Origin of the sequence: Halomonas campaniensis (genome assembly GCF_002211105.1) — a bacterium.
GTDB lineage: Bacteria > Pseudomonadota > Gammaproteobacteria > Pseudomonadales > Halomonadaceae > Vreelandella > Vreelandella campaniensis_A.
In genome coordinates this window covers 1-22,698 of record NZ_JPUA01000014.1, presented here as the reverse complement: position 1 = coordinate 22,698, position 22,698 = coordinate 1, and the positions used below count along the sequence as shown (strand labels likewise).

The following is a 22,698-nucleotide window of genomic DNA, read 5'->3' as shown; positions in this document are numbered from 1 at the left end:
CGTGCCCAGCTCCTCCATCAGATCAAACTTGTGCTCGGCGCGATCAAACGCCCGCTCACGTGCGCGCCCCTGCAGACCTTCAAAATCGCGAAACGGCTGGAGCGTGACCAGCTTAAGGCCGCGGGAGCGAATCAACTCACCCGCTTCCCGCGGCGTGCCGGTGAACGCCGTTAAGTCGTTTTCAAACAGCTCAAGCCCCTCAAAGCCTGCCTGAGCAATGGCGTCTACCTTCTCTTCCAGGGAGCCGCTTAGGCAAACCGTGGCAATGGATGAGTACATGGACGTGTGCTCCTTGGTATCGAACAATCAGTAACCCGCCAGCAAGGCGACCGACCGGTGCTGGCAGGAATAAAAAATCACTTGTACCTACCCCACCCCTTTGCTGTCAGTTTGGATGAGCGGTAAAACGAACCGGTATGGTTCACGAGAAAACGAGCTGAACTCTCGAAGTGGCGATTGGTCTGCTGTCATCGAGTAAACAGATGCTGACGAGTCAGGCTTGTCGGGCGATCGCTTTTCGATGCTGCAAGGCTTTCAGATAGATCTCTTGGGTTCGCATGATGTGCGCGTGTAGAACGCTTTCGAAGCTTGCGATATCGCTTTTCTTGAGGTGCTCGATCATGGCGTGATGCTCCTTGAAGCTTATATTTCTTAACTCGGTTTGCGGTGACGTGATGGACGTTCGCAGGGCCGAAATACGATTGCTGATCAGGTTGAAGGCATCGAGCAGATATCGGTTGTCGCAGTGTTCGAAGAACATCTGGTGATAGGCGCTATCGAGGCTGGAATACTCCAGAGCATCGTCTTTATCCATAGATGACTGCATCTTCTGAGTGATCAACTGCAGAGATCTCACGAGTCTTATCGGGCTATTCGAAAAGCTGCGCTTTGCTGCCTGTAGCTCTACCATAAAGCGAAAGTCGCAAAGATCCACAACGTCCGCGCTGGTTGGCTCGAATACGAAACTGCCGCGTTTGGGCTTAACGGTGACAAGCCCCAACGTTTGAAGTCGAGCCAGCGCGTCTCTTATGGGTGTCCGGCTGACACCGAGTTTCGACGAAAGCGCCTCTTCAGGGATTTTTTCTCCCAAGACGAAATCCCCGTTGATGATGGCTGTTCGAAGTCGTTCGGCAACGATATCCGTCAGGGACTGAACAGGCCCTATGCGAGATTTGTTTTTCATTAATTCGCCCTACCAACCGGTTACTGTCTTTTGTTTTCGAATCAGTCGTAGCAAGACCGGCACAAACCATATGGAAAGCGTCAGGATGCCCAGCGTTGCGGCGATGGGGCGCGAGAAAAAATCGAGCAGGTTGCCGTCACTCTTGATAAGCGAGGTAATCAGGTTGCTTTCGAGCATGGGACCCATCACCAGACCCAGTATGACCGGGGCGACAGGCAGGCCATTCTCTTCCATGAAATAAGCGACCAATCCCAGCACCAGCATGATCACGATACCGGTGTAGGTATTGTCGATCGCATAGGAGCCAGCAATGGCAAAAACCAGGATGAAAGGCACTAGAATGCTCTTCTTTACCTGAAGAAGATGCCGAGAGGCAAATATGGCGATCAGGCCAAGTGGAATGATCAGCAGGTTGGCCACCAAAAAGGTAATGAAGACCGCGGTCACTTCGACCCCTTTCGTGATAAATACCAGCGGCCCCGGGTTGAGCCCCTTGGCGTAGAGCACCCCTATGACGATCGCGGTGATCGAATCCCCTGGAATACCGAACACCATGGCCGGTACATACGCACCGGATAGCGCAGAGTTGTTGGCAGAGCAGGCGTCTACCAGCCCTTCGTCGTGACCCGAGCCGTACTTTTCAGGTTGGCGAGACATCTTCTTGGAGACGGCGTAGGCAATCCAACTGCCGATATCGGAGCCCGCGCCGGGCAGAATGCCCACAATATTGCCGATCAACGAGCCCCGCAGGATGTTGACCTTGTAACGGAATAGGGTTTTGCCCAGGCCTGAAAACAGCGAACGAAAGGAAACGTGTGAAGGCGCCTTCTCTGTCGAATCCTTGTGGACGATGGTGCGAATGATCTCGGGGATGGCGAACATGCCGATCAGGGCTGGTACGAAGGCCACACCTGAAATGACAGCGTCGATACCGAACACGAAGCGTGGATAACCCGCCGTCGAGTCGAGACCGACCGTGGCGATCAAAAGTCCCACTCCCAGCGAGAGCAGACTCTTCAATACGGAGCCGGTACCCAGCATGACAGCCGCTGTCAGCCCGAGAAGCGCCAGCCAGAAATACTCGGTGGAAGTGAAGTTCAGAGAAACCAGCGCAAGCTTGGGCGCGGCGAAAATGAGCACCAGCGATCCGAAGACGCCGCCAAAAGCGGCACAGAAAACCGAGATACCCAGCGCCTGCCCTACCTTTCCTTTCACGGCGAGACCATTCATGTCGCTGACGTAAGCGGCCGAGGCGGCCGTTCCGGGAATTCGCAGCAGGGCGGTGGGTATATCGGAGGCGAATATCGCCATGGCCGCCGTCGTGACAATCGCGGCAATGGCGGGCACCGGATCCATAAAGAAGGTGATGGGTACCAGTATGGCCGTTGCCATGGTGGCGGAAAGCCCCGGAATGGCGCCCACGAAGAGTCCGAAAAGTGCACTGATCAGGATGACGCTGAGCGTGGTGTAGTTAAAAACTAAGGGCAGCGCTCCCACGATGTTGTCGGTCATGTCGTTATACCCTTAGATGAATGATCCGGCGGGAAGAGGCACATTGAGCTGTTGAGATAGCAGGTAATAAACCACGACGACGAAAAGAGCGGCGCAGCCAAGAATCAGCGGTTGGCGGTAGCCTTCAAGCCACAGTAGTGCCAGCGCCAGAATGATCCCACCGGGTACGAAGCCGATCTCTTCAATCCAAATCGCGAACACAAGACTTCCTAGAATCAGCAGTAAAAATCCCAGGACGCGTTTCTTTTTCAGCCAGCCCTGGTTGGCGACTAGTAAGGGAGTCGCTTTTCCCGCGAGCATGTACTTGGCGATCAATATCGCGCCGCCGATCAGAAAACCGCAGCCGATAATCGTTGGAAAGGTGGAGGGGCCGACCATTTGCCCAGGCATGGCGGGAAAGGTACGTGCCTGGAAAACCGCCAACGCGCCAATGAGCATGAAGGCAATACCAATCACAATATCGTTGAATTTCATATGAGAAGACCTGAAGCAAAAGGATACCTTGCAGGCAAGGTATCCTTTTTCGCTATTCAACAATGCCCAGAGATTTCAGCGTTGCGCCGATTCTCTGATCCGAACTCTGCATGAAATCCATGAACTCATCACCTTCCAGCCAAAGCGTTGCGTAGCCGCGATTGTTCATGAATTCCAGATAGGTCGGGTCGTTCACTATGGCGCTCATATGTTCCTGTAGGGTGCTGATGATCTCCTCATCCACGTCGGCAGGCCCGACTAGTCCGCGCCAGGAACCAAACGACCACTCGTTGCCCGTCGCTTCTTCGAAGGTCGGCAGGTCAGGAGCGTTCGAGGAGCGCTCTGTATTCAGAATCACGAGCGGCTTGATGAGTCCCGCATCCATCAGTGCACGCGCTTCCGGCATCGACGCGGCCGCGAAATCCACGCCGCCAGCGGCGAGATCCTGAAGGCCCGGAGCCGCGCCTTCGGAAGGAACCCACGCCACTTTGTCCGCCGGGATATCTGATGCCAGCAGCATGCCGGCTTCTGCAATGTGATTGACGCCGCCCTGCGCCGAGCCGCTGGCCTTGAACTCGCGATGTCCGGATGAGCGAATCGCTTTCAGCAGATCGTCGATGCTGTCATAGCCGCTTCTGGACGAAACGAAAATGGCAACTGGGTCGGCATTGTAAAGCCCGATGGGCGAGTAATCCTGGTAGGTGATATCCGTGAGGCCCTGGTAATGCATGCCGCCTATTTCAAGCGTGGCGATTCCGATCGTATAGCCGTCAGGCGTGGCATTGGCGATGGCCGAATGGCCGATAACGCCCGAGCCGCCGGTACGGTTGACCACGGGAACGGGAACACCAAGGCTCTCTTCGAGCAGGGTGGAAATCATGCGCGCGGTTGCATCTGTGCCACCGCCGGCGCCCCATGGAACAACCAGCGTGACGGGTTTATCAGGCCAGCTACTGGCGTGCAGAGGCGATGATGCAAGCAGCAGTAATGAGGCAATTCCAAGGGCTTTGTAGCCTTGGCTCTTCGTTGAATGAGTCATGAGGGTCTCGTATTGTTATCAAAAGCTTGTTGTATGTAACACATAACACTTCAATTTAAATGCCGGGTACCGTCAAGAAATAATACTCAAAAACGTATTATCAAAAAGTATAATAAATTAATAAGTTATTGATAATAAATAGTATTATTGTTTTATCACTATCCGTGCTTGAACACACAAGTGCATATTTAAAGCACGCAGTTCTTACATACAACAATCAAATTTTATTGAGTTATTGCTCTATAAAAGGGGCTTTAAAACGCTGAAATAGTGGTTTTTCTTATTACTTTAGTCTTAGTTAAGCGGTTTAAGCTCAGATTTGTCTTGACGGCTTCAGGATTAGTTGTTGTATGTTGTATGTAACATATTAGGTGGGTCGAGGCGGCGTACACGCTCAAGCGCCGGTTCCGCTACGGAGGAAAGATGACCAGGACAATCAACCTGATTTTTAGAGTGGTTGACGTCGCACTCGTGGCACTGCTGTTTGGCATGACGGTCATGGTGTTTGTAAACGTTGTCTTACGTTACGGTTTCGGCTCGGGTATCGACGTATCCGATGAGCTTTCGCGATTTTTTTTCGTGTGGCTGATTTTTCTTGGCGCCATCGCAGCCATGCATCGCAACATGCATATCGGCTTCGATCTGGTGCTTTTGCTGGCCCCGAGGCCGCTCAGGCGTGCCATGCTCGTCGTTGCCAACGGTCTGGTCGTTGTCGTTTGTGGGCTGCTCATCACCGGCGCACTCCAGCAGTTCGATATAAACGCGACGAATATCGCGCCGGTGACGCGCCTGCCGATGATTTGGGTCTTCGGCGCAGTTATCCCGATGGCTGGGGCGATCGGTTTGATCGCCGCGCTGCGTATGTTGGGCTATCTGACCGGGCGGCTGACCTCTCTACCGCGTGGCGGTGAGGTGGCGCCATGATTTTGGGTATCTTTGTCAGCACTTTGATCGCCACTCTGGCGCTCGGTGTCCCCGTGGCTTTTGCGCTGCTGATCTGTGCGGCCATGATGGGCTGGGCGCTCGATCTGCTCGATCCACAGATCATTTCGCAACAGCTAGTGCTTGGCGCCAACAACTTTTCCCTGTTGGCTATCCCGTTTTTCCTACTGGCTGGGGAGCTGATGAACGCCGGCGGAATGTCCAAGCGGATCATCGCTTTCGCGATAGCTTTCGTGGGCCATCTGCGTGGTGGGTTGGGCATCGTGGCGATCTTTGCCGCTATCATTCTTGCATCGCTGTCGGGCTCTGCCGCCGCCGATACTGCGGCCTTGATCGCCATCATGCTGCCCATGATGCGCGCATCGGGCCATGACGAGGCGCGCTCTGTCGGGCTCTTGTCGTCAGGGGGTGTCATCGCGCCGATCATTCCTCCTTCTATCGCCTACATTATTTTTGCGGTGGCGACCAATCTCTCGATTACCCAGCTGTTTCTGGCGGGCATCGTTCCGGGTGTTCTGATGGGGCTCGCGGCGATGGCGGCGTGGCTGATCGTTGCACGTCGCGACAATGTCGAACCACTACCGCGTCAGGGGTGGATGACGCGCTTGCACGAAACTCGGCGGGCGATCTGGTCGCTAGGTATGCCGGTCATCATTCTGGGCGGCATTAGGTTCGGTATTGTCACGCCCACCGAGGCGGCCGTCGTCGCCGTGGTCTATGCCGTATTCGTCGGCATGGTGATTCACCGAGAGCTGAAGATCAGTCATCTGTTCGAGGTCTTTCGCAACGCAGCGCTCACCACGGCGGTCGTCATGCTGTTGGCCGCAGCGGCGTTGGCCACCGCCTGGTTCATCACCATCGCCGATTTGTCGGGAATAGTGCTCGAGCTGGTCGGCCCGCTGGTGGAGTCGCCGCGTCTGCTGCTAATCGTGATCATGCTGATCGTGCTGCTGGTAGGCACCATGCTGGATATGGGGCCGACCATTCTCATCCTCGCACCCGTATTGCTGCCCGTGGTCGTCGAGGCTGGCATCGATCCGATCTACTTCGGGGTGATCTTCGTCGTCAATACCGCGATCGGTCTTGTTACCCCGCCTGTCGGCATTGTATTGAGCGTCGCCTCCGGGGTGTCAGGTGTCGCGCTGCATCGGGTGGCGCGAGGGGCGGCGCCTTTTTTGATCGCCCAGGTACTGGTGCTGGTACTGCTGGTCGCGTTCCCGCAAATCGTTCTCTGGCCACTGGAGTGGTTGGCTCGATAATGTCGAAGCGATCCAGCAGTGGTACGTCACTTGCGTCTTCAAACAATAAATAAGGAATGACTCATCATGAAAAAAATGACCTTCCTCGCCGCGACGGCTCTGACTGGCCTGACAACGCTGGTACCGGCCATGGCCCAGGAGTTCGGCAATCACACCTTTCGAGTGTCGAACGGCGCCGCTCAAGACCATCCGGTGGCCACAGGGGTTGATGCCATGTCTAGCTGTCTTCAGGAGGGCTCGGGTGGCGCGATGAAGCTGCGCGCCTTCTACTCTGGCCAACTGGGTGACGACGCTCAGGCAACGCAGTCGGTGCGCTCGGGCTCCATCGATATGGTCGTTGCCGGGGCCGACGCGCTGGCGGGCATCGAGCCTGCGATGGGCGTTTTCAGCCTACCGTTCCTGTTTTCCGATTTCGATGAGGTCGATCAGGTGATGACCGGCCCCTACGCTAACGATCTGGCCGAGAAGATGCCCGGACATCAATTGGTAATGCTGTCGATCTGGGAAAACGGTTTTCGCCATGCCACCAACTCGGTGCGCCCCATCCAAAGCGTGGCGGATTTCGAGGGACTGAGCATTCGCGTGATTCAGAACCCGATCTATCTCGCGACCTTCCGCGCGCTCGATGCAAACCCGGTGCCTATGTCGTTCGGCGAAGTGTTTACGGCACTCGAAACCGGCGCCGTCGATGGCATGGAAAACCCACTGCCGCTGATTCAGTCCCAGCGTTTCTACGAGGTTCAGGACTACGTCACGCTGACGCAGCACGCCTATTCCCCGTTGCCGGTCTTGATGTCCGAACGCAAGTGGAACGGTCTTAACGAAGATGAGCAGAATCTAGTGCGCGAGTGTGCAGTCGCGGCGCGCGACCCCCAGGTCACGCGTGCCCGCGAAGCCGTTGACGAGGCTCGCGCCGCGCTGGAATCCGAAGGCATGGAGTTTACCGAACTCAGCGAAGAGGCAATGGCCGAGCTTCGCGAGACGGTGGCGCCGGTTTACGAGAGCAGCCGTGACGCGCTCGGCGGTGACAACATCGACCGAATGATGGAACAGCTCGACAGCATCCGTTCAGGCAACTAATAAAGAGAGAATTATGTCTCGACCCACTGTACTGATTACCGGCGCGGCAGCGGGCATCGGCCGGGCCATCGCGAACCGGCTGGTTCAACGAGGCGCGCGCGTCCTGCTCTGGGACGTCTCGGCGCTGACACTGGAGCAGACACGCGACGAGCTCGGCGATTTAGCCCGGGCAGAGGTCGTCGATATCGCCGATGAAAATGCCATTGCTTCGGCGGATATGACCACGTGGCGTCCGACACACCTGGTCAACAACGCCGGCATTCTGGGGCAAAAGCGCAGTTGGCTCGACCTGGAGGCCGCTGAAATCGAGCGTTTGTTACGCATTAACGTGACAGGCCCAATGCTGGTCACCAAGGCCTTTCTGAACGCACGCGCCCTCGATACGCCCGGGGCGATCGTCAATATGGCGTCTATCGCGGGTGAAAACGGAGGCGCGCCGGGCTTTGCCGCTTATGGTGCCTCGAAGGGCGCATTGTTGGCGCTAACCCGCGCGATGGCGCGCGATCTGGCCCCGGATCTTCGGGTCAACGCCTTGGCGCCCGGCATCATTCAAACCGCCATGCAGACCGGCGCGCCAGGCGGGGCGGCGAACGCCGAGGCTATCCCGCTCGGTCGGGCAGGCAGCGCCGAGGAAATGGCCGGCGCCGCTGAATGGCTGCTGCTCGATGCGCCTTATACCTCTGGCGAAGTGCTACGCGTCGCCGGTGGGCGGCGCTGACGCCCACGTACTACTTCCATCACTCAAAGGTGCCCAATGACTGACACACGGCCAACTACCCAGGCTTCTCTTCTCAGATCCCTTATTGCCAAGGGCGATATCGTCGCCGCACCCGGTGCCCCCGACTCGCTGTCGGCGCGCTTGGTCGAGCGAGCAGGCTTCCCCGCTATCTATATGACGGGCTTTGGTGCCACTGCCAGTCGTTTGGGGATGCCCGATATTGGGCTTTTATCCCAGACTGAGATGACCGAGCACGCCCGTAATATGGTGCGAGCTGTCAATATCCCCATTATCGCTGATGCCGATACCGGCTATGGCGGGCCAAACAACATTTACCGCACCGTGCAGGAGTACTTGCAAGCCGGGGTCGCCGCGATTCATTTGGAGGATCAGGAGGCACCTAAACGCTGTGGCCAGCGAGCGGGTATACGCTTGATGGATGCCGATGCCAATGTACGCCGCTTAAAAGGCGCCATTGCTGCACGTGGTAGTCAAGATATGCTGGTCATCGGTCGCACTGATGCGATGCCGGCGGCTGGCCCCGAGGAGGCGATTCGACGCGCGAAAATGTACCAGGATGCGGGTGTCGACCTGGTGTTTGTCGATGGCATTAAGACCATTGCCGAAATTGAGGCCGTCGCTAAGTCTGTCGAAGGGCCTAAGGTGGTGTCGATCGTGGATGGCAACGAAACGGTCAAGCTGAACCAGACGGTACTGCAGGAGATGGGGTTCTCGGTCGTTTTCTATGCAGTCACCCTGCTGTTTACCGCGAGCAAAGCCATGGAAAACGCGCTGGTTCGCCTGCGCGAGGATGGTACCCCAGCAAATGTTGGTGATCAGCACAATTACAGCCAGTTCACCGAGATCGTGAACCAGGACTTCTTCAACGCTTTTGATGACCAATATGGAGCGCGTTCATGACCCCCAAGATTGTTGTTACCGATTTTGAATTTCCCGATTTAGCGCCTGAGCGAGCGGTCATTGAAGCGGCGGGCTTCCAGTTAATTGAAGCTCAGTGCAAGACAGAAGCCGAGGCGATCGCCGCCTGTGCTGATGCGGATGCCATCATTAATCAGTATTGCCAACTCTCCGCTGGGGTGATCGACAAGTTAGAGCGTTGCCAGGTTATCTCTCGTTACGGTATTGGGCTGAACACGATTGATGTGCCTCGTGCTACCGAATCTGGCATCTATGTGGCCAATGTGCCCGATGGCTCATTGGAAGAAGTATCGGATCATGCCATTGCACTGATGATGGCGCTGAAACGCGGTATTGCTATCTATGATCGCGCGCTAAGAGCAGGCAAATGGGACTACACCGTTGCCAAACCACTATCGCGGTTACGTGGGCAAACATTGGGATTTCTTAGCTTCGGCCAAATTGCCCAGCGTATGGCACACAAAATGGCGAATTTTGGGCTGCGTATTATTGCGCATGACCCATACGCCGATGCCGCTGTTGCCAAGGCCGCCGGTGTTGAGCTGGTGGACTACGAAAAGTTAATCGCTGAATCCGATATCTTGTCAGTACATGTTCCGCTGACCGATGAAACCCGGCACATGATTTCGGATGAACAGTTTGCGGCGATGAAGCCCACGGCGCTAATGCTTAACACCGCCCGCGGCCCAGTGGTTGACGAGGATGCGCTGGTGCGTGCACTGAAAGGTGGCCAAATTGCAGGCGCAGGGCTCGATGTGTTTGAAGCCGAACCGATTGGCGCTGATCACCCGCTATTATCGCTGCCCAATGTTATTACTAGCCCGCATTGCGCTTGGTATTCAGAAGGTAGCGAGTTCGAGATTCGCTCAAAGACTGCGCAGAACATCGTCGACGTATTGCAGGGACGTGAGCCGACTTATCTCGCTAATCCGTCCGTCCGCGATATCCTTCGCGTTAAAGCCTGACGGTGGATCGAGCCGGTGCAGAGGCATCATGATCCGTTTCGGATAAGCGTTCGACGGCAACGAGCTGAGTGCGGTGAACATGCGTTTTCAGCACTCTCTCAAACCTAGCCATGTCCTGTTGTTTTAGAGCATCGATGATGTCGCCATGTTCAGTATAGCTGGCCTCGCGGCGCTCTTCCCTGGCCGCTGTCAGTACGGTTCGGATTGTCGCTAGTCGTGCTTCGACCAGCATATAGGCGTCCTGTACCAATGCGTTGGAACAGTGTTGGAAGAATGCTTTGTGGAAGGCGGTATCCAGTGCGGCATAGCGCCGGGTGTCAGCGTTTTTATGGGCGATGGCCATTTCATCAAACAATCCTTGAAGCGCTTGAATCAACGTCTCACCGCCGCCGCGCATGGCAAGGGTGCAGGCTTCACGCTCTAGCATTTCGCGGTATTCGCATAGCTGGCCTATGTCGATGATCGTAGGGTTAAACACAAAACTGCCCCGCTTGGGACGTATTTCAACCAAGCCGGTAAATTGCAGTGCGTTTAACGCATCGCGCACCGGCGAGCGGCTGACACCAAAGGTTTCGGCGAGCGACTCTTCTGAGATTTTCTCACCCAAGGTGAACTCACCAGACACAATCGCATCGCGAATCCGCTCCGTGACAAGTGTTGCCAGGGACTGGGGGCGTTGAATCTTAAGAGGTTTGGAAGCCATAGGTATTCCGCACAGTGGGTGGTGACTGCATCTAGTATGTAAAGTACCACACACCTTAAATCTAAATATAGTTGCGTGATGTTTGCTTCATAGTGGGGTCCATTTTGTATGAGTGCTATCGATAAAGAGCTAGACAATATGGTTGCCATCATTACCGGGGCCGGTGGTGGCATTGGCGAGGCACTGGCTTATGAGTTAGGCCGGTGTGGCGCACGTGTGGTGCTGGGCGACCTAACCTCCCCGGAGGAGTTAGCCGTTAAACTCCGAGCGCTTGGCATTGAGTGCCGCGCCTGTGTGCTAGATGTGACAGACGCAGCCTCCATCGCAGCGGTCGTTGAGGCTGAGGAGCGGGTCGACATTTTGGTCAATAATGCGGGGATTATGCAGCCAAAGATCGCCGATCATCATGAGCAGGATGCGAGCTTACTGCCGCGCATGCTGGATGTGCATGTTGGCGGTGCATCGCTGATGGCCTCGGCGGTATTGCCTGGAATGAGTCAGCGCGGTAGTGGGCGGATCATTAATATTGGCTCGGTCATTGGACACGTGGGCCTACAGCGTCGCACCGCCTACTCGGTCGCTAAATCAGCGATTGGAGGGCTAACGCGCGGCTTAGCGCTGGAGTATGGGCGCCGAGGTATTACCGTCAACACCGTTTCGCCCGGCTATACACTGACAGAGCCGCTACGCCGCAAGATGGCGGAAGGTACGCTGGATTATGCGCTTTTCGCAGAACGAAGTGCCGTGGGCCGTTGGGCTGACCCGACGGAGATCGCACGTGTCGTTAGGTTTCTAGCCGAACCGAGTTCTGGGTTTATCACCGGCGCTGATTGGCTGGTTGATGGCGGCTACGCCATCAATGGTAATCCAGGTGAGTCCCTTGGCCCTTTGTCAAAACCGTAATATGTCTTCGCTTTTCTGCTAGCCTGCTTCCTGGCTGGCTAGCAGCCTAGCTGAGCTATCGCTGCTCAATATAAGGGTACTTAGCGCTACCACCTGCGGGTCAATCCATTTACGGGCGATGCCATTGGTGTCTTCGCCCGTAAATGGTTGAGGTCATACCGCAGCATCTTGAGTGCTGCCGCCAATATCCGTTTTCAGGCGCTGCTGCGCGGTGACGCGCACAAAGGCGTTCGGCGCCCCAAGCCCTTGGTAACCGTCACGCTGCACCAGCTCAAAGAAAAACGCTTTGCCGCCGGGCTGGGTATACAGCTGATAGAAGTCGCCATGGCTGTCTTGATCAAACAGGATGTGGTGATCCTGCATCCATGTCTGCGTCTGTGCCGAAAGGTCGAAGCGTGCGGCCAGGTCGCGGTAGTAGTTACCCTGAATCGGCAGTACCGGCGTCCCCGCTTGTTGGAGGGCTGCGCTGGTATCGCGCAGGGCACGGGTGCGCAGCGCGACATGATGAACCCCCGAGCCGCCGTATTGGCGCACAAAGCGGTTGCTGGTGGTCTCCGGCGAAGCGCTGGCGTTCAGCGCCAGACGAAAGCGGCCATTGCCATTCTGCAGCACCTGGCTCTGGATCAGCCCGCGCGGGTCGGTGACATCGAACGAGGGGGTGGGGGCCGGTTGGAAAATGGCGCGGTACTGGAGCATCAGCGAGAGATAGTCGTGGTAAGAGAGCGCCAAGCTGATGTGGTCGATATCCACCAAGGCCCCTTGGGGAACCGGCTGCACATTGACAGGAAATTCGCGATCCCAGGTGCGGCTTAGCTGCGAGTCGTCAATGATATAGGAGAGGCTACCGTCGACATTACGCAGCGCGCTCATGCGGTGGCTCGCGCCCACCTCTTCAGGCTCCACGATCTCGTAACCGAGTTTATCTGCCCGCTTGAACGCTTCATAAGCGTTACCCACCCGAAGGCCAATCGCCGTCACGGCCGTGGCGTCGCGCCCCGGTACGCGGCCGGTAAAGCTCGCCTCGGTATTGAGCACTAAATTGACATCGCCCGCGGCCCAGCGCTCGGCGTTCAGCGTATGGTGTCGCCCCACACAGGCCATCCCCAGCGCGCCAAGCATAGTGCGCAGCGGCGCCAGGTCATCGGGCTCCACTGCGATTTCGAGAAAGGCCACCGACTCGATTGGCTGTGGCGCGGGAATACCGCTATCGCGCTGCATACTGCGCAATAACTGGTAGGAGCGTAAACCGTCACGGGCCGTCTGGTCGCTGTGGCCCATGCGGAACACATCGTTAAAGATCTCATGGGAGAGCGGGCCGTCGTAGCGTGTCTCATCGAGCATGGCCATAAACTTATCCATCTGCAGCTCGCCCTGGCCAGGGAAGCAGCGGTAGTGACGACTCCATGAGAGGTGATCCATCGACAAGCGCGGCGCATCGGCGGTCTGTACCAGAAAGATGCGATCCCCCGGAATGCGGCCAATGGTGCCCAGCTCCGTCTGGCGAGAGAATATGTGGAAAGTGTCCAGCACCAGGCCAACATTAGGGTGGGCCGCCCGGCGCACCACCTCCCAGCTATCGCGGTAATCGTGAATATGGCGGCCCCAGGCCAGGGCCTCATAGGCCACGCGGAGGTGACGCCGCGCGGCACGCTCACCGAGCTCATGGTAGTCATCGGCGGCACGACTAATCCCAGGGAGGGCATCCGGGTGGACGGTGCTGCAAGCCATCAACAGCTCGGTGCCGAGCTCCTCCATCAGGTCGAACTTATGCTCGGCGCGATCAAAGGCCCGCTCCCGTGCACGGCCCTGTAGCCCCTCAAAGTCACGAAAGGGCTGCAGGGTGACCAGTTTCAGTCCGCGTGAGCGAATCAACTCACCGGCTTCTCTGGGCGTTCCAGCGAAGGCGGTCAAGTCGTTTTCAAACAGCTCAAGCCCCTCAAAGCCGGCCTGAGCGATGGCGTCGACTTTCTCTTCCAGCGAGCCGCTGAGACAAACGGTAGCAATCGATGAGTACATGGCATCACGCTCCTTGCATTGATAAAGTCGGTAGCCCAATAGGCATGGCATGAAGGGCGACTGGCGAGAGTGCTTTACCTACACAACTGCTCAGTCTGTGCCCGTGCTTCGGCGAGCGCTGTTCGCCTGGCATCTCCTTCACCCAGACCCGGCAGTTCAAGTGCTGCGTTCCATGTGCCGCGTAGCGCTGAGAGCATGTCCGGAATGGGGAGTGCGCCTTGACCAGGAGTGAGTCGGCCGCCACGAGCTTCAGCAATAATATCGCCTTGAAGCTCTGCCGTTGCGTCGCAAATCTGTACTAAGTTGACCATGTTAGGTGGTAGCGCGGCTAACTCCTTAGCGGTGCCGCCTGAGCGGGCAAGATGCAATAAATCCACCAGAATCCGGGCATTATGCTGCTCAGAGCGCTCCACCACCTCACGTGCATCCGAGAGTGTGCCAACAGCACGCCAGCGCATGAATTCAAGATGGACAAGCAGTCCGTGTGCTGCTGCGTTTTTGCAGATCGCCGTAAAGCGTTCAATTAACAGCGTTCGATCATCAATGTCGCCAGTCACAATCAGCCCTGTCGCCCCCAACTCCCTTGCGACTTGTAGAAGAGGTCGCAGCGTATCCGGCTCTAGATTGTGGGTGATCGGTACTAGCTCTATTTCACTGATGGAGACGCCCCGTGTATGAGCATGATCGCGCAGTGCCCGTGTCTCGACAGCGCCTGGTTCCATCGGGTAAACGGGGGTGCCAGCCGCCGCAGAGTGCAGCCGCAGTGCAACTGAAGCGTGTCCCGTTTCAGCAGCTAAGTCGATCAGCGCGGTAGGCTCAAGTTCTATTGCACTCAAATGCGCGAGTCCGATGGGATGAGCCATTAGTAAGTTGCCCGCCCGCCTGATGCGTCGAACACGAAGCCAGTGGTACATGAGCATTCAGGGCTTGCTGCAAAGGCGACAACAGCGGCTAGCTCCTCAATATCGAGTAGACGCTGCATCGGGATCTTCGCTTTTGAAGCAGCTATATGCTCTGCCGTCATTTGCTCTAATAGCTCTGTCTCAACCATGACAGGGGCCACAGCATTAACAGTAATCCCGCTGGTCACTAGCTCTTTCGCAAGCGATTTTGTGAAACCGATAGCCCCCGCTTTAGCTGAAGCGTAGGCAGCGATGCCGGGCACTCCCTCCTTTCCCGCAATTGAGGCGACGGTAACAATGCGTCCGTAGCCCTTTTCAACCATGGCAGGGACAAAGGCACGGCTAACCAGGAACACGCTATCAAGGTTGACTTGCACCACCCGTCGCCATGTCTCAAAGTCATATTCAGCCACGGGAACGACGGGACCATTAATTCCCGCATTATTGATTACAATCGAGGGAGTGCCATACTTCGTCAGCACTTCCTGCGCGGCAGTGGCAACACTGTCGGGATCAGCAACATCGACGGCCATAGTGTCAGTGGGGTTGAAGCCCGCAGCTTCTGAGTCGAAATACTCGGGCCGGATATCCCAGATAATGACCTGCGCGCCGTCTGCCGCCAGGCGCTTAGCGATTCCACGCCCAATGCCGCGAGCCCCTCCGGTAATGATCGTGATCTGCCCTTCCAGCTTCCGTGTCATGCTTCTACTCCAGCGTTCGCTTGGTAATATTGGATTGTCTTTTTCAGCCCTTCAGAAAGAGGGGTGGGGGACCAGTCCCCCAATATGGCGGCACTGTCATCGGGTGGCGGGAGCACAATGGGCATCGGCTCTCCCCTTGCTGTCACCGTGATATCCTCGCTGGCCTGCTCGTTAAGCAGGCGCGCCACCTCAACGGACTCGATCCTTTGGCCGAACAAATTCACCACATGCGCGCCTGCAGTATCGGCTTTCAGTGCAGCCACAAAGGCGGTGGCCACGTCTGCGACATAAATCATGTCAAGCAGCCCTGTGAAGGGGATAGTGAACGATCGACCTTCAGCCACAGCACGTGCCGCAAGGCTGGGGGCTGCAGAAAGGCCTATCTCGCGCCCAGGCCCGTAAACGACATAAGGGCGCACCCCGATGGAGGCGATCCCATCATCATTCCAGAAAGATTGCGCGCAGATTTCGCCGGCCAACTTAAAGGCACCATACAGCGTTGTAGGCTGGGGTATTGTGCCCCCGCTAGGGCCGTACACCCCGGCAGAGCTCATGTAAAGCACACCCTTCTGGTGGAGTGTTTGTGCGATAGCAAAGACGTTAAGCAAGCCAATCAGGTTCACTTCCGCCCCGAGCCGAGGGTTAGCGCGGCAGCCGGGCGTCAGCATGCCTGCTAGATGAATGATTCGCTCCGTTCCCATGGCCGCTGCTTGTAACTGATCCATGTTCCGGATATCGCCTGTATGCCAATGGAGCATGTTGGCGGCATCTGAGCCACAGATAGCGGCCACCAAACGGCGATCCTCTTGCAAATCAAAGACAACGGGGCAGTAACCTTCAAAGAGCAGTGCGCGCAGTGTCCAAGCGCCGATGAACCCCGCGGCCCCTGTCACCAGAACTTTGGGCGCATCAGAGGAGGGGAGTGGAGGGACGTCAAGGTCATGCATGGGCGTCAACATCGCTCAGTACGTGCTGGGTTTGGTAAAGCGTGACGCAGTCAGACGCAAGCGCTCCCAGGTAGTTCTTAAGAGCCACTATCGCCGTTTCAACAGAGGCGCGATCGACTCCCTCCACCAGCAGAGCAACGGCGACGGTGATGTCCTTATCACGAGACTCGCGAAAGGTCTTCTCCTTCGTGGGCTGTTGGCCTGCGGTAGGATCGCCTTCGAGCGCATGAGCGGCCAAGATGCCATCAAGATGTATCACTTTGTCGATCCAGTCGCCGTTAGCGAATGCGGTTGCCGTGTCTCGCTTGTCTTCTCCAAACTCAAAGGTGGCAATCCAACCACCGACACCGCGTCCTGTACTGTTAAGCACGCGGCAAAGCGTCCGCGATGGCGCTATATATTCAGACAAAATTCGCTGTGTCCAAGGCGTTGGGTCATTAAGGCGGGCAAGATAAGGTGCCGACTCTAATGTCTCAAGCGTGCGGGTCTCATACATCATGAAGTAGCGACGGTGAGCTGGTGTTCCTTCCACCGCAATACAGCGCCGACCACGCAGAAAGCCCGGAACCGACATCCTTTCAGGCATGTGCTCAAGGCTGTGCCAAGCGTTGTAATCTGTCTCTGCTACCTCGGTGACGCCACCCCAGTTGGCAAGTACTCCTTGCCCCAAAAATCCCGTCATTATTTGGCTCTCCTGCCGCATTGCCTAAGGAACTGCGCTGATGACTCAGTAGAATAGTTTTGGTAGTGCCAGCGTCAGCCAAGGCCAGAAGGCCACGAGGCACAGCGCCAGCATGTTGACGGCCAGGAAAGGCAACGAGGCAATAGATAGGCGCCCAACGCCAACTCGTGCAATCACCGAACCTAGATAGATACAGTTGCCCACGGGAGGGGTGACCAGACCAATCCCTAATGTCATGATCATAATGATGCCGAAGTGCACTGAATCGTAGCCCGCAGCCTCCGCAACAGGCAGCAGTATCGGGGCGAAGAGCACCAAGGCCGGGACAAGATCCATGAACATCCCAACCACCAGCAAAAAGAGAATGATCAATAGGATGATCGTCCAAGGGCCGTACCCACCCGTCTCAAAAAGGGTGACCAGGGTGGCTGGGTATCTCTCTACGGCAACAATCCAGGCTGTCACGGAAGTGGTGGCAAGGATAAACAGTGGAACCGCTGTGTTGATCGCAGAGTTAACCAGAACCTTCCACATTTGCATCAACGTCTGGTCACGATAGATCACACCGCCGAGCAGCAGTGCATAAATCACGCCGATAACGCCTGCCTCTGTTGCCGTCGTCAATCCGCTTACAATGGCGCCGAGCAGGAAGATCGGAAGCAGCAGCGAAAGAAAGGCGCTTTTAAAACTTTCCCAAAGCTCCCGGCGGGTAGCACGTTGCTCCCGGCGTGGCCACTTTTTGCGTTTGGCCATTGTGAAGACCGCGGCCATCAGCATCAGGCCGACCAACAAGCCAGGCACAATACCGGCGAGAAATAGCTGGCCCACACTCTCACCCACGGTAATACCGTAGAGCACCATGGGGATTGAAGGGGGGATCAGTACGCCGATAGTGGATGAGCAAATAGTAATGGCACCCGCATCTTCTCGGGTGTAACCCTGCCGTTCCATTGGCGGTACCATGAGTGAGCCGAGCGCCGCAGTATCGGCCACTGCCGACCCGGAGATGCCACCAAAGAACATAGAAGCGGCAACATTCACTTGCCCCAAGCCACCACGAATATGCCCAACAATCGCATCGGCAAAGCGCACGAGGCGCTGCGCTATCGATGTTTCACCAGCCAGTGCCCCTGCAAGAATGAAGAGAGGTACCGCAACCAGCGAAAATGACGAAATAGCGTTGACCATTTTGTGGCCGATGATCAGCAGCGGATAGCTGCCATCCAGCCAAATAGCGATGGTTGCCGCAAGCCCCATACCGAAACCGATGGGCACGCCAATGAGCAGCAGCAAGACAAAGACGAGTGCGATTGTCAGCAGCATTTGTTAGTTTCCTATCGGGGTAGTTTTATTATGCGTCGCGTCTGACAGCAGTCTTTAATGCCGGGCCCAGCCGCGCCAGCACCATGAGCACGATTAGCGACGATGAGACGGGAATAGCGCCATAAACCCACGCTTTAGGGATACGCAACGCTTCTGTGTAAGAGGTCATGCTCTGTTGTGTCATCAGCGCGCCTTGCCACAACATGATGCTGAAGAAGAGCAGAGTCACCATCAGCACAATTACATCGTTCCAACGACCAAGCCATCCTGGCAGCATTTCGCTCACCACTGTGAAAGCGATATGCGAGTGCTGGTGATAGGCGGCAACACTGCCGAGGAAGACTAGCCAGACCAGAATGATGTTCGGCACTTCAGTTCCCCAGTAGAGGGAAGATTGAAGGAAGTAGCGGTAGACAACGCCCAGCGTGACGACAGCCACCAGCGCAGCAAGCAATAGGCCGATCAGGATCTTCAGAATCCGGCTAATCATTTCCATTGTTTTAATCCTGGCCAGCGGTGCGGACGGCTTCAATGAGATCGGCGCCAATGCGGTCTTCATAGGCGGCCCATGAAGCTTCGGCGCCAGCACGGAAACTGTCACGATCCACATCTGAAACGATGGTCATACCGCGATCAGAGAGCTCATCAACTAACGCTTTGTTAGCTTCACGCGTGGCTTCAACCTGTGTATCACGGCTGATTGTCGCCGCCTCCATGACCGCTTCCTGCAAGTCAGCGTCTAAGCTTTCCCAAAAGCGGGCTGAGACAATGAACTCAGAAGGAATGGAGGCATGCTCAGTCAGCGAAAGCGTGTCCTGCACCTCATCGAAACGTGAGTTAACGATAACCTCGGGTGGGTTTTCCTGCGCGTTTACTACGCCTTGCTGAAGTGCTGAGTAGAGTTCAGAGAAGTCGAGTGGTGTAGGATTTGCGCCCCATTCACGAAAGGCGATGAGCCATGGCTCGACGTTAGGCACCCGGATATCGAGCCCCTCCAAGTCTTGTGCCTTGCGGATCGGTACGCCCGAAGTGGTAATGTCGCGGAAGCCCAGCTCGCCCCAACCCAACACCTTGTAGCCATTTTCATACATGATGTCGTCTAACGTTTGCTGAACCTCACTATCGCTGCGCAGTACCTCATCTAGATGGTTGGCGTCTCGGTAGATCATCGGCAAATTGAGCACTTCGAGTCGCTGATCAATCTGGCCGTGACGCCCGACTACCGCTCCTTCAATCACACCAAACTGCATACCTTCAAGGTATTCCGTCTCGTTTCCGAGTTGAGCATTCGGGAACGCCTCGACCTCAATTTTACCCGGTGCCAAGCGCTCCAGCTCGACCGAGAAATCCTCAATCCAGGACTGGTAGCTATGAGATGTGGGCATAGAGTGTGCTACGCGGAGTTTGATCGCGTCTTGTGCAGTGGCGTACTGGGTTCCCAGCGTTATTACAGCGGCAACCGCTAAGGTAAGAGGTTTCTTAAACATATTGTTCTCCTTTGTTTTTAATATTACTTACAACCTCACTGATAGAAATCTAATGCACTGACATACAGTATGTCAATAAACGGATAATGATCACTTAGAAGCATCTTTGCCTTATGGCAGAACGTAAGCACAGGCTCTCAATGAATGTAAAAAACCTGCATTCAGTCTTTTCAAGGACTTAGCATTGCCTTTCTCCCTGGTGCCCCAGAAAACCATGGCGTTCCGCTGAGTGACTCTGGAAGATATTGGAGTGTGTAACAGGATGGCGGGTAAGTGAGGTGCTGCTAGCGCTTCCTAGGCACTAAGCTAGTCTCTTTGCTATTGCTAGACCCGAGATGGTCGAGCTTATATCGAGCGTCGCATTCAGCGAGCCGGCAGTGCCAGTCACATGTTAGGCCTGACTTCTGCGAAACAAAGTTCACGCCATTGTGATCGGTTGGTTTGAATAGCTGAGGGAAGGATTGAAAGCCACGTATGCCTTATATAGGCAACATCACTCTTATGCGAAGCAGGGCATTGAGTCTATGGCTGTCAATTCAGTAGGTATCAGAGGGAGGCAAGCGCCTTCACATAGTTTTCTGTCATTGCCGAGATATGCTGCTCTAGGACGATCAGAAGCTTTTCCTCGTCCCTCTCCTCGAAGGCGTTCCCGATGGCTAAATGCTCGTCATAAGCCCTCGTGCGGTAAATCTGCAGCGGCACCGAAAGGTGCGCCCGAAGTGCACTAATCCGGCCCGAGATCAGCTCGTAAGCTTGTCCATAATAAGGGTTACCGCAGAATTCGAAGAAAGTGGCATGAAAGGCGTCGTCAGCCTCGGTGTAGGCTAGTAACTCATCGTTGTTACGCGCGTGGCCCATACTTTCAATTATACGGTTCAGTGCAATCGACGTTTCGGCGGGCGCGTTGTTAATAGCCAGCTTCGCTGCACCCAGTTCCATTTGTCGGCGGAAGTCGACCAGCATCTCGATGTCGCTAGCATCCGGACGGAAGACAATACTGCCTCGACGAGGTAGCACTGTTAGCAGTCCCTGGTGCTGAAGAATTGAAAAAGCCTCGCGGACAGGGGTTCTGCTAACCCCCATTTCGGTCGCTACACGCTCTTCCGAGAGTATTTCTCCTAGACCAATCTTGGTGGAGATGATTGCCGCCTTCAGCTCATCCGCTACTTCCATCGCTAGCGTTCGCGGACGTTTAATGCGTCCTAAGTTCATGGATTGCTTGCTGGGCATATTGGTCTAGTTATCCTCTTTCCGGCTTTTATAGCCCACTATTATAAATCGCCACTATAAAAAAAAATCTACCATTAGCATACAGTATTCAATTTCTTACGTGCCTATCTTTCCAAATACAACTCTGAAAATCAGTCGTATTGAAGTAGGTCATGTCGATTTATATAGCATTCTCTGGTTGAAACTATCACTTAACCTGAAAAGGGGAGCGAGGCTGGGTTTCGTCATAGGCCTGTCATCCTGGCAATGGCTGACGTTGGTGCTTTAAAAACGAATACGCAGCCCCCTTGCCTCTGTCCGTGCTTCAGCGCGAACTTTACGAGACGAACTGAGTAGAAGTGGAGACTAACTGCTCAATATAGTATGTACGCAGCGGTATCACATGCGGATCGATCTGTTCAGAGGTGATGCAATCGGCGGTGAAAAAGCGAAACGCATCCACGCCCTGAAACACAAACAGATCAACACCCGACAGTGTTTTGGCGCCCGCCTTGTGGGCGGCGTTTAACAGCTCAGTATGCGCGGGGATGTAGACCGCATCGAAGACCCAATGCTGGGCACCCAGCCCAGCGGTATCGATGGGGCAGCCGGGGTGGTTGATATGGCCAATGGGCGAGCAGTTGACCACGCCTTGCCACTGGGGCAGTTCCTGCTGCGCCTGCTCTGACGTGATACACGCCGCGTTAATGCCCATGGCGTTAAGATCACGGCTGAGGCTCTCTGCCCGGGAAGCATCGTGTTCGAGAATATGGATGTGGCTAACGGCAAGCTCCCCCAGCGCACACGCCACCGCACGCCCAACGCCACCGGCGCCAATGAGTAGTACCTCACCCGCGGGCTGGCTGCCGAAAGAGTGGCGGTAGGCGCTGATAAAGCCGGTGTAATCGGTGTTCTCAGCGCGCAACCCATCCGCGTCAAACAGCAGCGTGTTGGCAGTGCCTACCCGCCGAACGCCTTCGCCGCGGATATCGGCCAGCTGTGCCGCTTTCTCCTTAAACGGGAACGTAACGTTGGTGCCCCGGTAGCCCTCGGCACGCAGCTTTTGTATTGCATTGGGGAAGTCAAAATCTGCCACGCCCCGGCTATCGACTAAATCATAGCGTACCGGCTCGCCCAGTGAGGCACCCAGGCGCTCATGCAAATCGGGAGATTGCGATTTAGCAATACCTTCGCCTACCAGTCCGAGTTTGATCATGCTTGGCTCTCTCCCGAGTCGTGGTTTGGCGTTGCCTGAGCAATACCATCAATTTCCGCTTCCAGGCGTTGCTGTGCAGTGACACGCACAAAGGCATTCGGCGCGCCCAGCCCTTGGTAACCTTCCCGTTGCACCAGCTCAAAGAAGAACGCCTGGCGGCCGGGTTGGGTATACAGCTGGTGGAAGTCACCGTCGCTATCCTGATCAAAGAGGATGTGGTGTTCTTGCATCCATTGCAGGGTTTGCGCCGGTAGGTCAAAGCGCGCGGCCAAGTCGCGGTAGTAGTTACCGGGAATCGGCAGTACCGGCGTGCCCGCCTGCTGCAGCGCCGCACTGGTGTCGCGCATGGCGCTGGTGCGCAAGGCAACATGGTGAATCCCCGAGCCGCCGTACTGGCGCACGAAGCGGTTGCTGGCGGTATCCGGCGAGGCGCTGGCGTTAAGCGCCAGGCGAAAGCGGCCGTTATAGTTCTGCAGCACCTGGCTCTGGATCAGCCCG

The 22,698-nt window shown here is 56.0% G+C and carries 23 protein-coding genes and 1 pseudogene; 7 read left to right on the top strand and 17 right to left on the bottom strand.

The window, feature by feature from the left end:
• The 5 genes from JI62_RS05970 to JI62_RS05950 all read right to left on the bottom strand — a co-directional run.
• Positions 1 to 279 (bottom strand): sugar phosphate isomerase/epimerase family protein (locus JI62_RS05970; protein WP_141101302.1); only part of this gene is annotated, 279 nt, incomplete at its 3' end.
• A gap of 214 nt (positions 280 to 493) precedes the next feature.
• Positions 494 to 1,183: a GntR family transcriptional regulator gene (locus tag JI62_RS05965; protein WP_088699287.1), complete on the bottom strand. Its 690-nt coding sequence runs from the start codon at positions 1,181 to 1,183 to the stop codon at positions 494 to 496.
• 9 nt (positions 1,184 to 1,192) lie between these two features.
• A complete protein-coding gene (locus JI62_RS05960) occupies positions 1,193 to 2,695 on the bottom strand; it encodes a tripartite tricarboxylate transporter permease (RefSeq protein ID WP_088699286.1) in 1,503 nt (500 codons plus the stop codon).
• 12 nt (positions 2,696 to 2,707) lie between these two features.
• On the bottom strand, positions 2,708 to 3,169 hold the full coding sequence (locus tag JI62_RS05955; RefSeq protein ID WP_088699285.1) for a tripartite tricarboxylate transporter TctB family protein: 462 nt from the start codon (positions 3,167 to 3,169) through the stop codon (positions 2,708 to 2,710).
• Between the two features lie 52 nt (positions 3,170 to 3,221).
• Positions 3,222 to 4,208 carry a tripartite tricarboxylate transporter substrate binding protein gene (locus JI62_RS05950; protein WP_088699284.1) on the bottom strand — a complete coding sequence of 329 codons (987 nt, stop codon included), beginning with the start codon at positions 4,206 to 4,208 and terminating at the stop codon, positions 3,222 to 3,224.
• A 423-nt stretch (positions 4,209 to 4,631) separates the two neighbouring features.
• Between JI62_RS05950 and JI62_RS05945 the strand changes: the two genes are divergently transcribed.
• The 6 genes from JI62_RS05945 (at position 4,632) to JI62_RS05920 (ending at position 10,111) form a co-directional block, all read left to right on the top strand.
• Positions 4,632 to 5,132 carry a TRAP transporter small permease gene (locus JI62_RS05945; protein ID WP_088699283.1) on the top strand — a complete coding sequence of 167 codons (501 nt, stop codon included), beginning with the start codon at positions 4,632 to 4,634 and terminating at the stop codon, positions 5,130 to 5,132.
• Positions 5,129 to 6,409 (top strand): TRAP transporter large permease, encoded by a 1,281-nt coding sequence (locus tag JI62_RS05940; protein ID WP_088699282.1) that lies wholly within the window; start codon positions 5,129 to 5,131, stop codon positions 6,407 to 6,409. The genes JI62_RS05945 and JI62_RS05940 overlap by 4 nt, the downstream gene beginning before the upstream one ends.
• A gap of 66 nt (positions 6,410 to 6,475) precedes the next feature.
• Positions 6,476 to 7,489 (top strand): DctP family TRAP transporter solute-binding subunit, encoded by a 1,014-nt coding sequence (locus tag JI62_RS05935; protein WP_088699281.1) that lies wholly within the window; start codon positions 6,476 to 6,478, stop codon positions 7,487 to 7,489.
• 13 nt (positions 7,490 to 7,502) lie between these two features.
• Complete coding sequence (locus tag JI62_RS05930; RefSeq protein ID WP_088699280.1) at positions 7,503 to 8,207, top strand: SDR family NAD(P)-dependent oxidoreductase; 705 nt, start codon at positions 7,503 to 7,505, stop codon at positions 8,205 to 8,207.
• Positions 8,208 to 8,243: 36 nt separating this feature from the next.
• On the top strand, positions 8,244 to 9,128 hold the full coding sequence (locus tag JI62_RS05925; RefSeq protein WP_088699279.1) for an isocitrate lyase/PEP mutase family protein: 885 nt from the start codon (positions 8,244 to 8,246) through the stop codon (positions 9,126 to 9,128).
• Positions 9,125 to 10,111, top strand: coding sequence for a C-terminal binding protein (locus tag JI62_RS05920; RefSeq protein ID WP_088699278.1), 987 nt, complete (start codon positions 9,125 to 9,127; stop codon positions 10,109 to 10,111). The genes JI62_RS05925 and JI62_RS05920 overlap by 4 nt, the downstream gene beginning before the upstream one ends.
• Here the strand turns inward: JI62_RS05920 and JI62_RS05915 are convergent.
• The gene (locus JI62_RS05915; protein WP_088699277.1) at positions 10,101 to 10,814 is read right to left on the bottom strand and encodes a GntR family transcriptional regulator; all 714 of its coding nucleotides are present in this window, start codon (positions 10,812 to 10,814) and stop codon (positions 10,101 to 10,103) included. The two genes, JI62_RS05920 and JI62_RS05915, sit on opposite strands and share 11 nt — an antisense overlap.
• Positions 10,815 to 10,922: 108 nt before the next feature.
• Here JI62_RS05915 and JI62_RS05910 point away from each other — a divergent pair, with 108 nt between their 5' ends.
• Positions 10,923 to 11,717: an SDR family NAD(P)-dependent oxidoreductase gene (locus JI62_RS05910; protein WP_088699276.1), complete on the top strand. Its 795-nt coding sequence runs from the start codon at positions 10,923 to 10,925 to the stop codon at positions 11,715 to 11,717.
• Between the two features lie 153 nt (positions 11,718 to 11,870).
• Here JI62_RS05910 and JI62_RS05905 read toward each other — a convergent pair whose 3' ends face one another.
• The 11 genes and pseudogenes from JI62_RS05905 to JI62_RS22575 all read right to left on the bottom strand — a co-directional run.
• On the bottom strand, positions 11,871 to 13,733 hold the full coding sequence (locus JI62_RS05905; protein ID WP_088699275.1) for a bifunctional sugar phosphate isomerase/epimerase/4-hydroxyphenylpyruvate dioxygenase family protein: 1,863 nt from the start codon (positions 13,731 to 13,733) through the stop codon (positions 11,871 to 11,873).
• A gap of 74 nt (positions 13,734 to 13,807) precedes the next feature.
• Positions 13,808 to 14,569, bottom strand: a complete 762-nt coding sequence (locus JI62_RS05900) for a sugar phosphate isomerase/epimerase family protein (RefSeq protein ID WP_170938489.1) — start codon at positions 14,567 to 14,569, stop codon at positions 13,808 to 13,810.
• 26 nt (positions 14,570 to 14,595) lie between these two features.
• Entirely contained in the window at positions 14,596 to 15,336 is a 741-nt protein-coding gene (locus JI62_RS05895; protein WP_088699273.1) for an SDR family NAD(P)-dependent oxidoreductase, read from the bottom strand.
• Positions 15,333 to 16,283, bottom strand: a complete 951-nt coding sequence (locus tag JI62_RS05890) for an NAD-dependent epimerase/dehydratase family protein (protein WP_088699272.1) — start codon at positions 16,281 to 16,283, stop codon at positions 15,333 to 15,335. The genes JI62_RS05895 and JI62_RS05890 overlap by 4 nt, the downstream gene beginning before the upstream one ends.
• Complete coding sequence (locus tag JI62_RS05885) at positions 16,276 to 16,965, bottom strand: DUF4286 family protein (RefSeq protein ID WP_088699271.1); 690 nt, start codon at positions 16,963 to 16,965, stop codon at positions 16,276 to 16,278. The genes JI62_RS05890 and JI62_RS05885 overlap by 8 nt, the downstream gene beginning before the upstream one ends.
• Positions 16,966 to 17,010: 45 nt before the next feature.
• Positions 17,011 to 18,288 carry a TRAP transporter large permease gene (locus JI62_RS05880; RefSeq protein ID WP_088699270.1) on the bottom strand — a complete coding sequence of 426 codons (1,278 nt, stop codon included), beginning with the start codon at positions 18,286 to 18,288 and terminating at the stop codon, positions 17,011 to 17,013.
• 28 nt (positions 18,289 to 18,316) lie between these two features.
• On the bottom strand, positions 18,317 to 18,784 hold the full coding sequence (locus JI62_RS05875) for a TRAP transporter small permease (protein WP_170938488.1): 468 nt from the start codon (positions 18,782 to 18,784) through the stop codon (positions 18,317 to 18,319).
• A gap of 4 nt (positions 18,785 to 18,788) precedes the next feature.
• A complete protein-coding gene (locus tag JI62_RS05870; RefSeq protein ID WP_088699268.1) occupies positions 18,789 to 19,775 on the bottom strand; it encodes a TRAP transporter substrate-binding protein in 987 nt (328 codons plus the stop codon).
• 546 nt (positions 19,776 to 20,321) lie between these two features.
• Positions 20,322 to 21,005, bottom strand: coding sequence for a GntR family transcriptional regulator (locus tag JI62_RS05865; protein WP_088699267.1), 684 nt, complete (start codon positions 21,003 to 21,005; stop codon positions 20,322 to 20,324).
• A 316-nt stretch (positions 21,006 to 21,321) separates the two neighbouring features.
• Positions 21,322 to 22,200: a shikimate dehydrogenase family protein gene (locus tag JI62_RS05860; RefSeq protein ID WP_088699266.1), complete on the bottom strand. Its 879-nt coding sequence runs from the start codon at positions 22,198 to 22,200 to the stop codon at positions 21,322 to 21,324.
• Positions 22,197 to 22,698, bottom strand: a pseudogene (locus tag JI62_RS22575) (hypothetical protein); the annotation flags it as partial. The pseudogene JI62_RS22575 and the gene JI62_RS05860, both read right to left, overlap by 4 nt.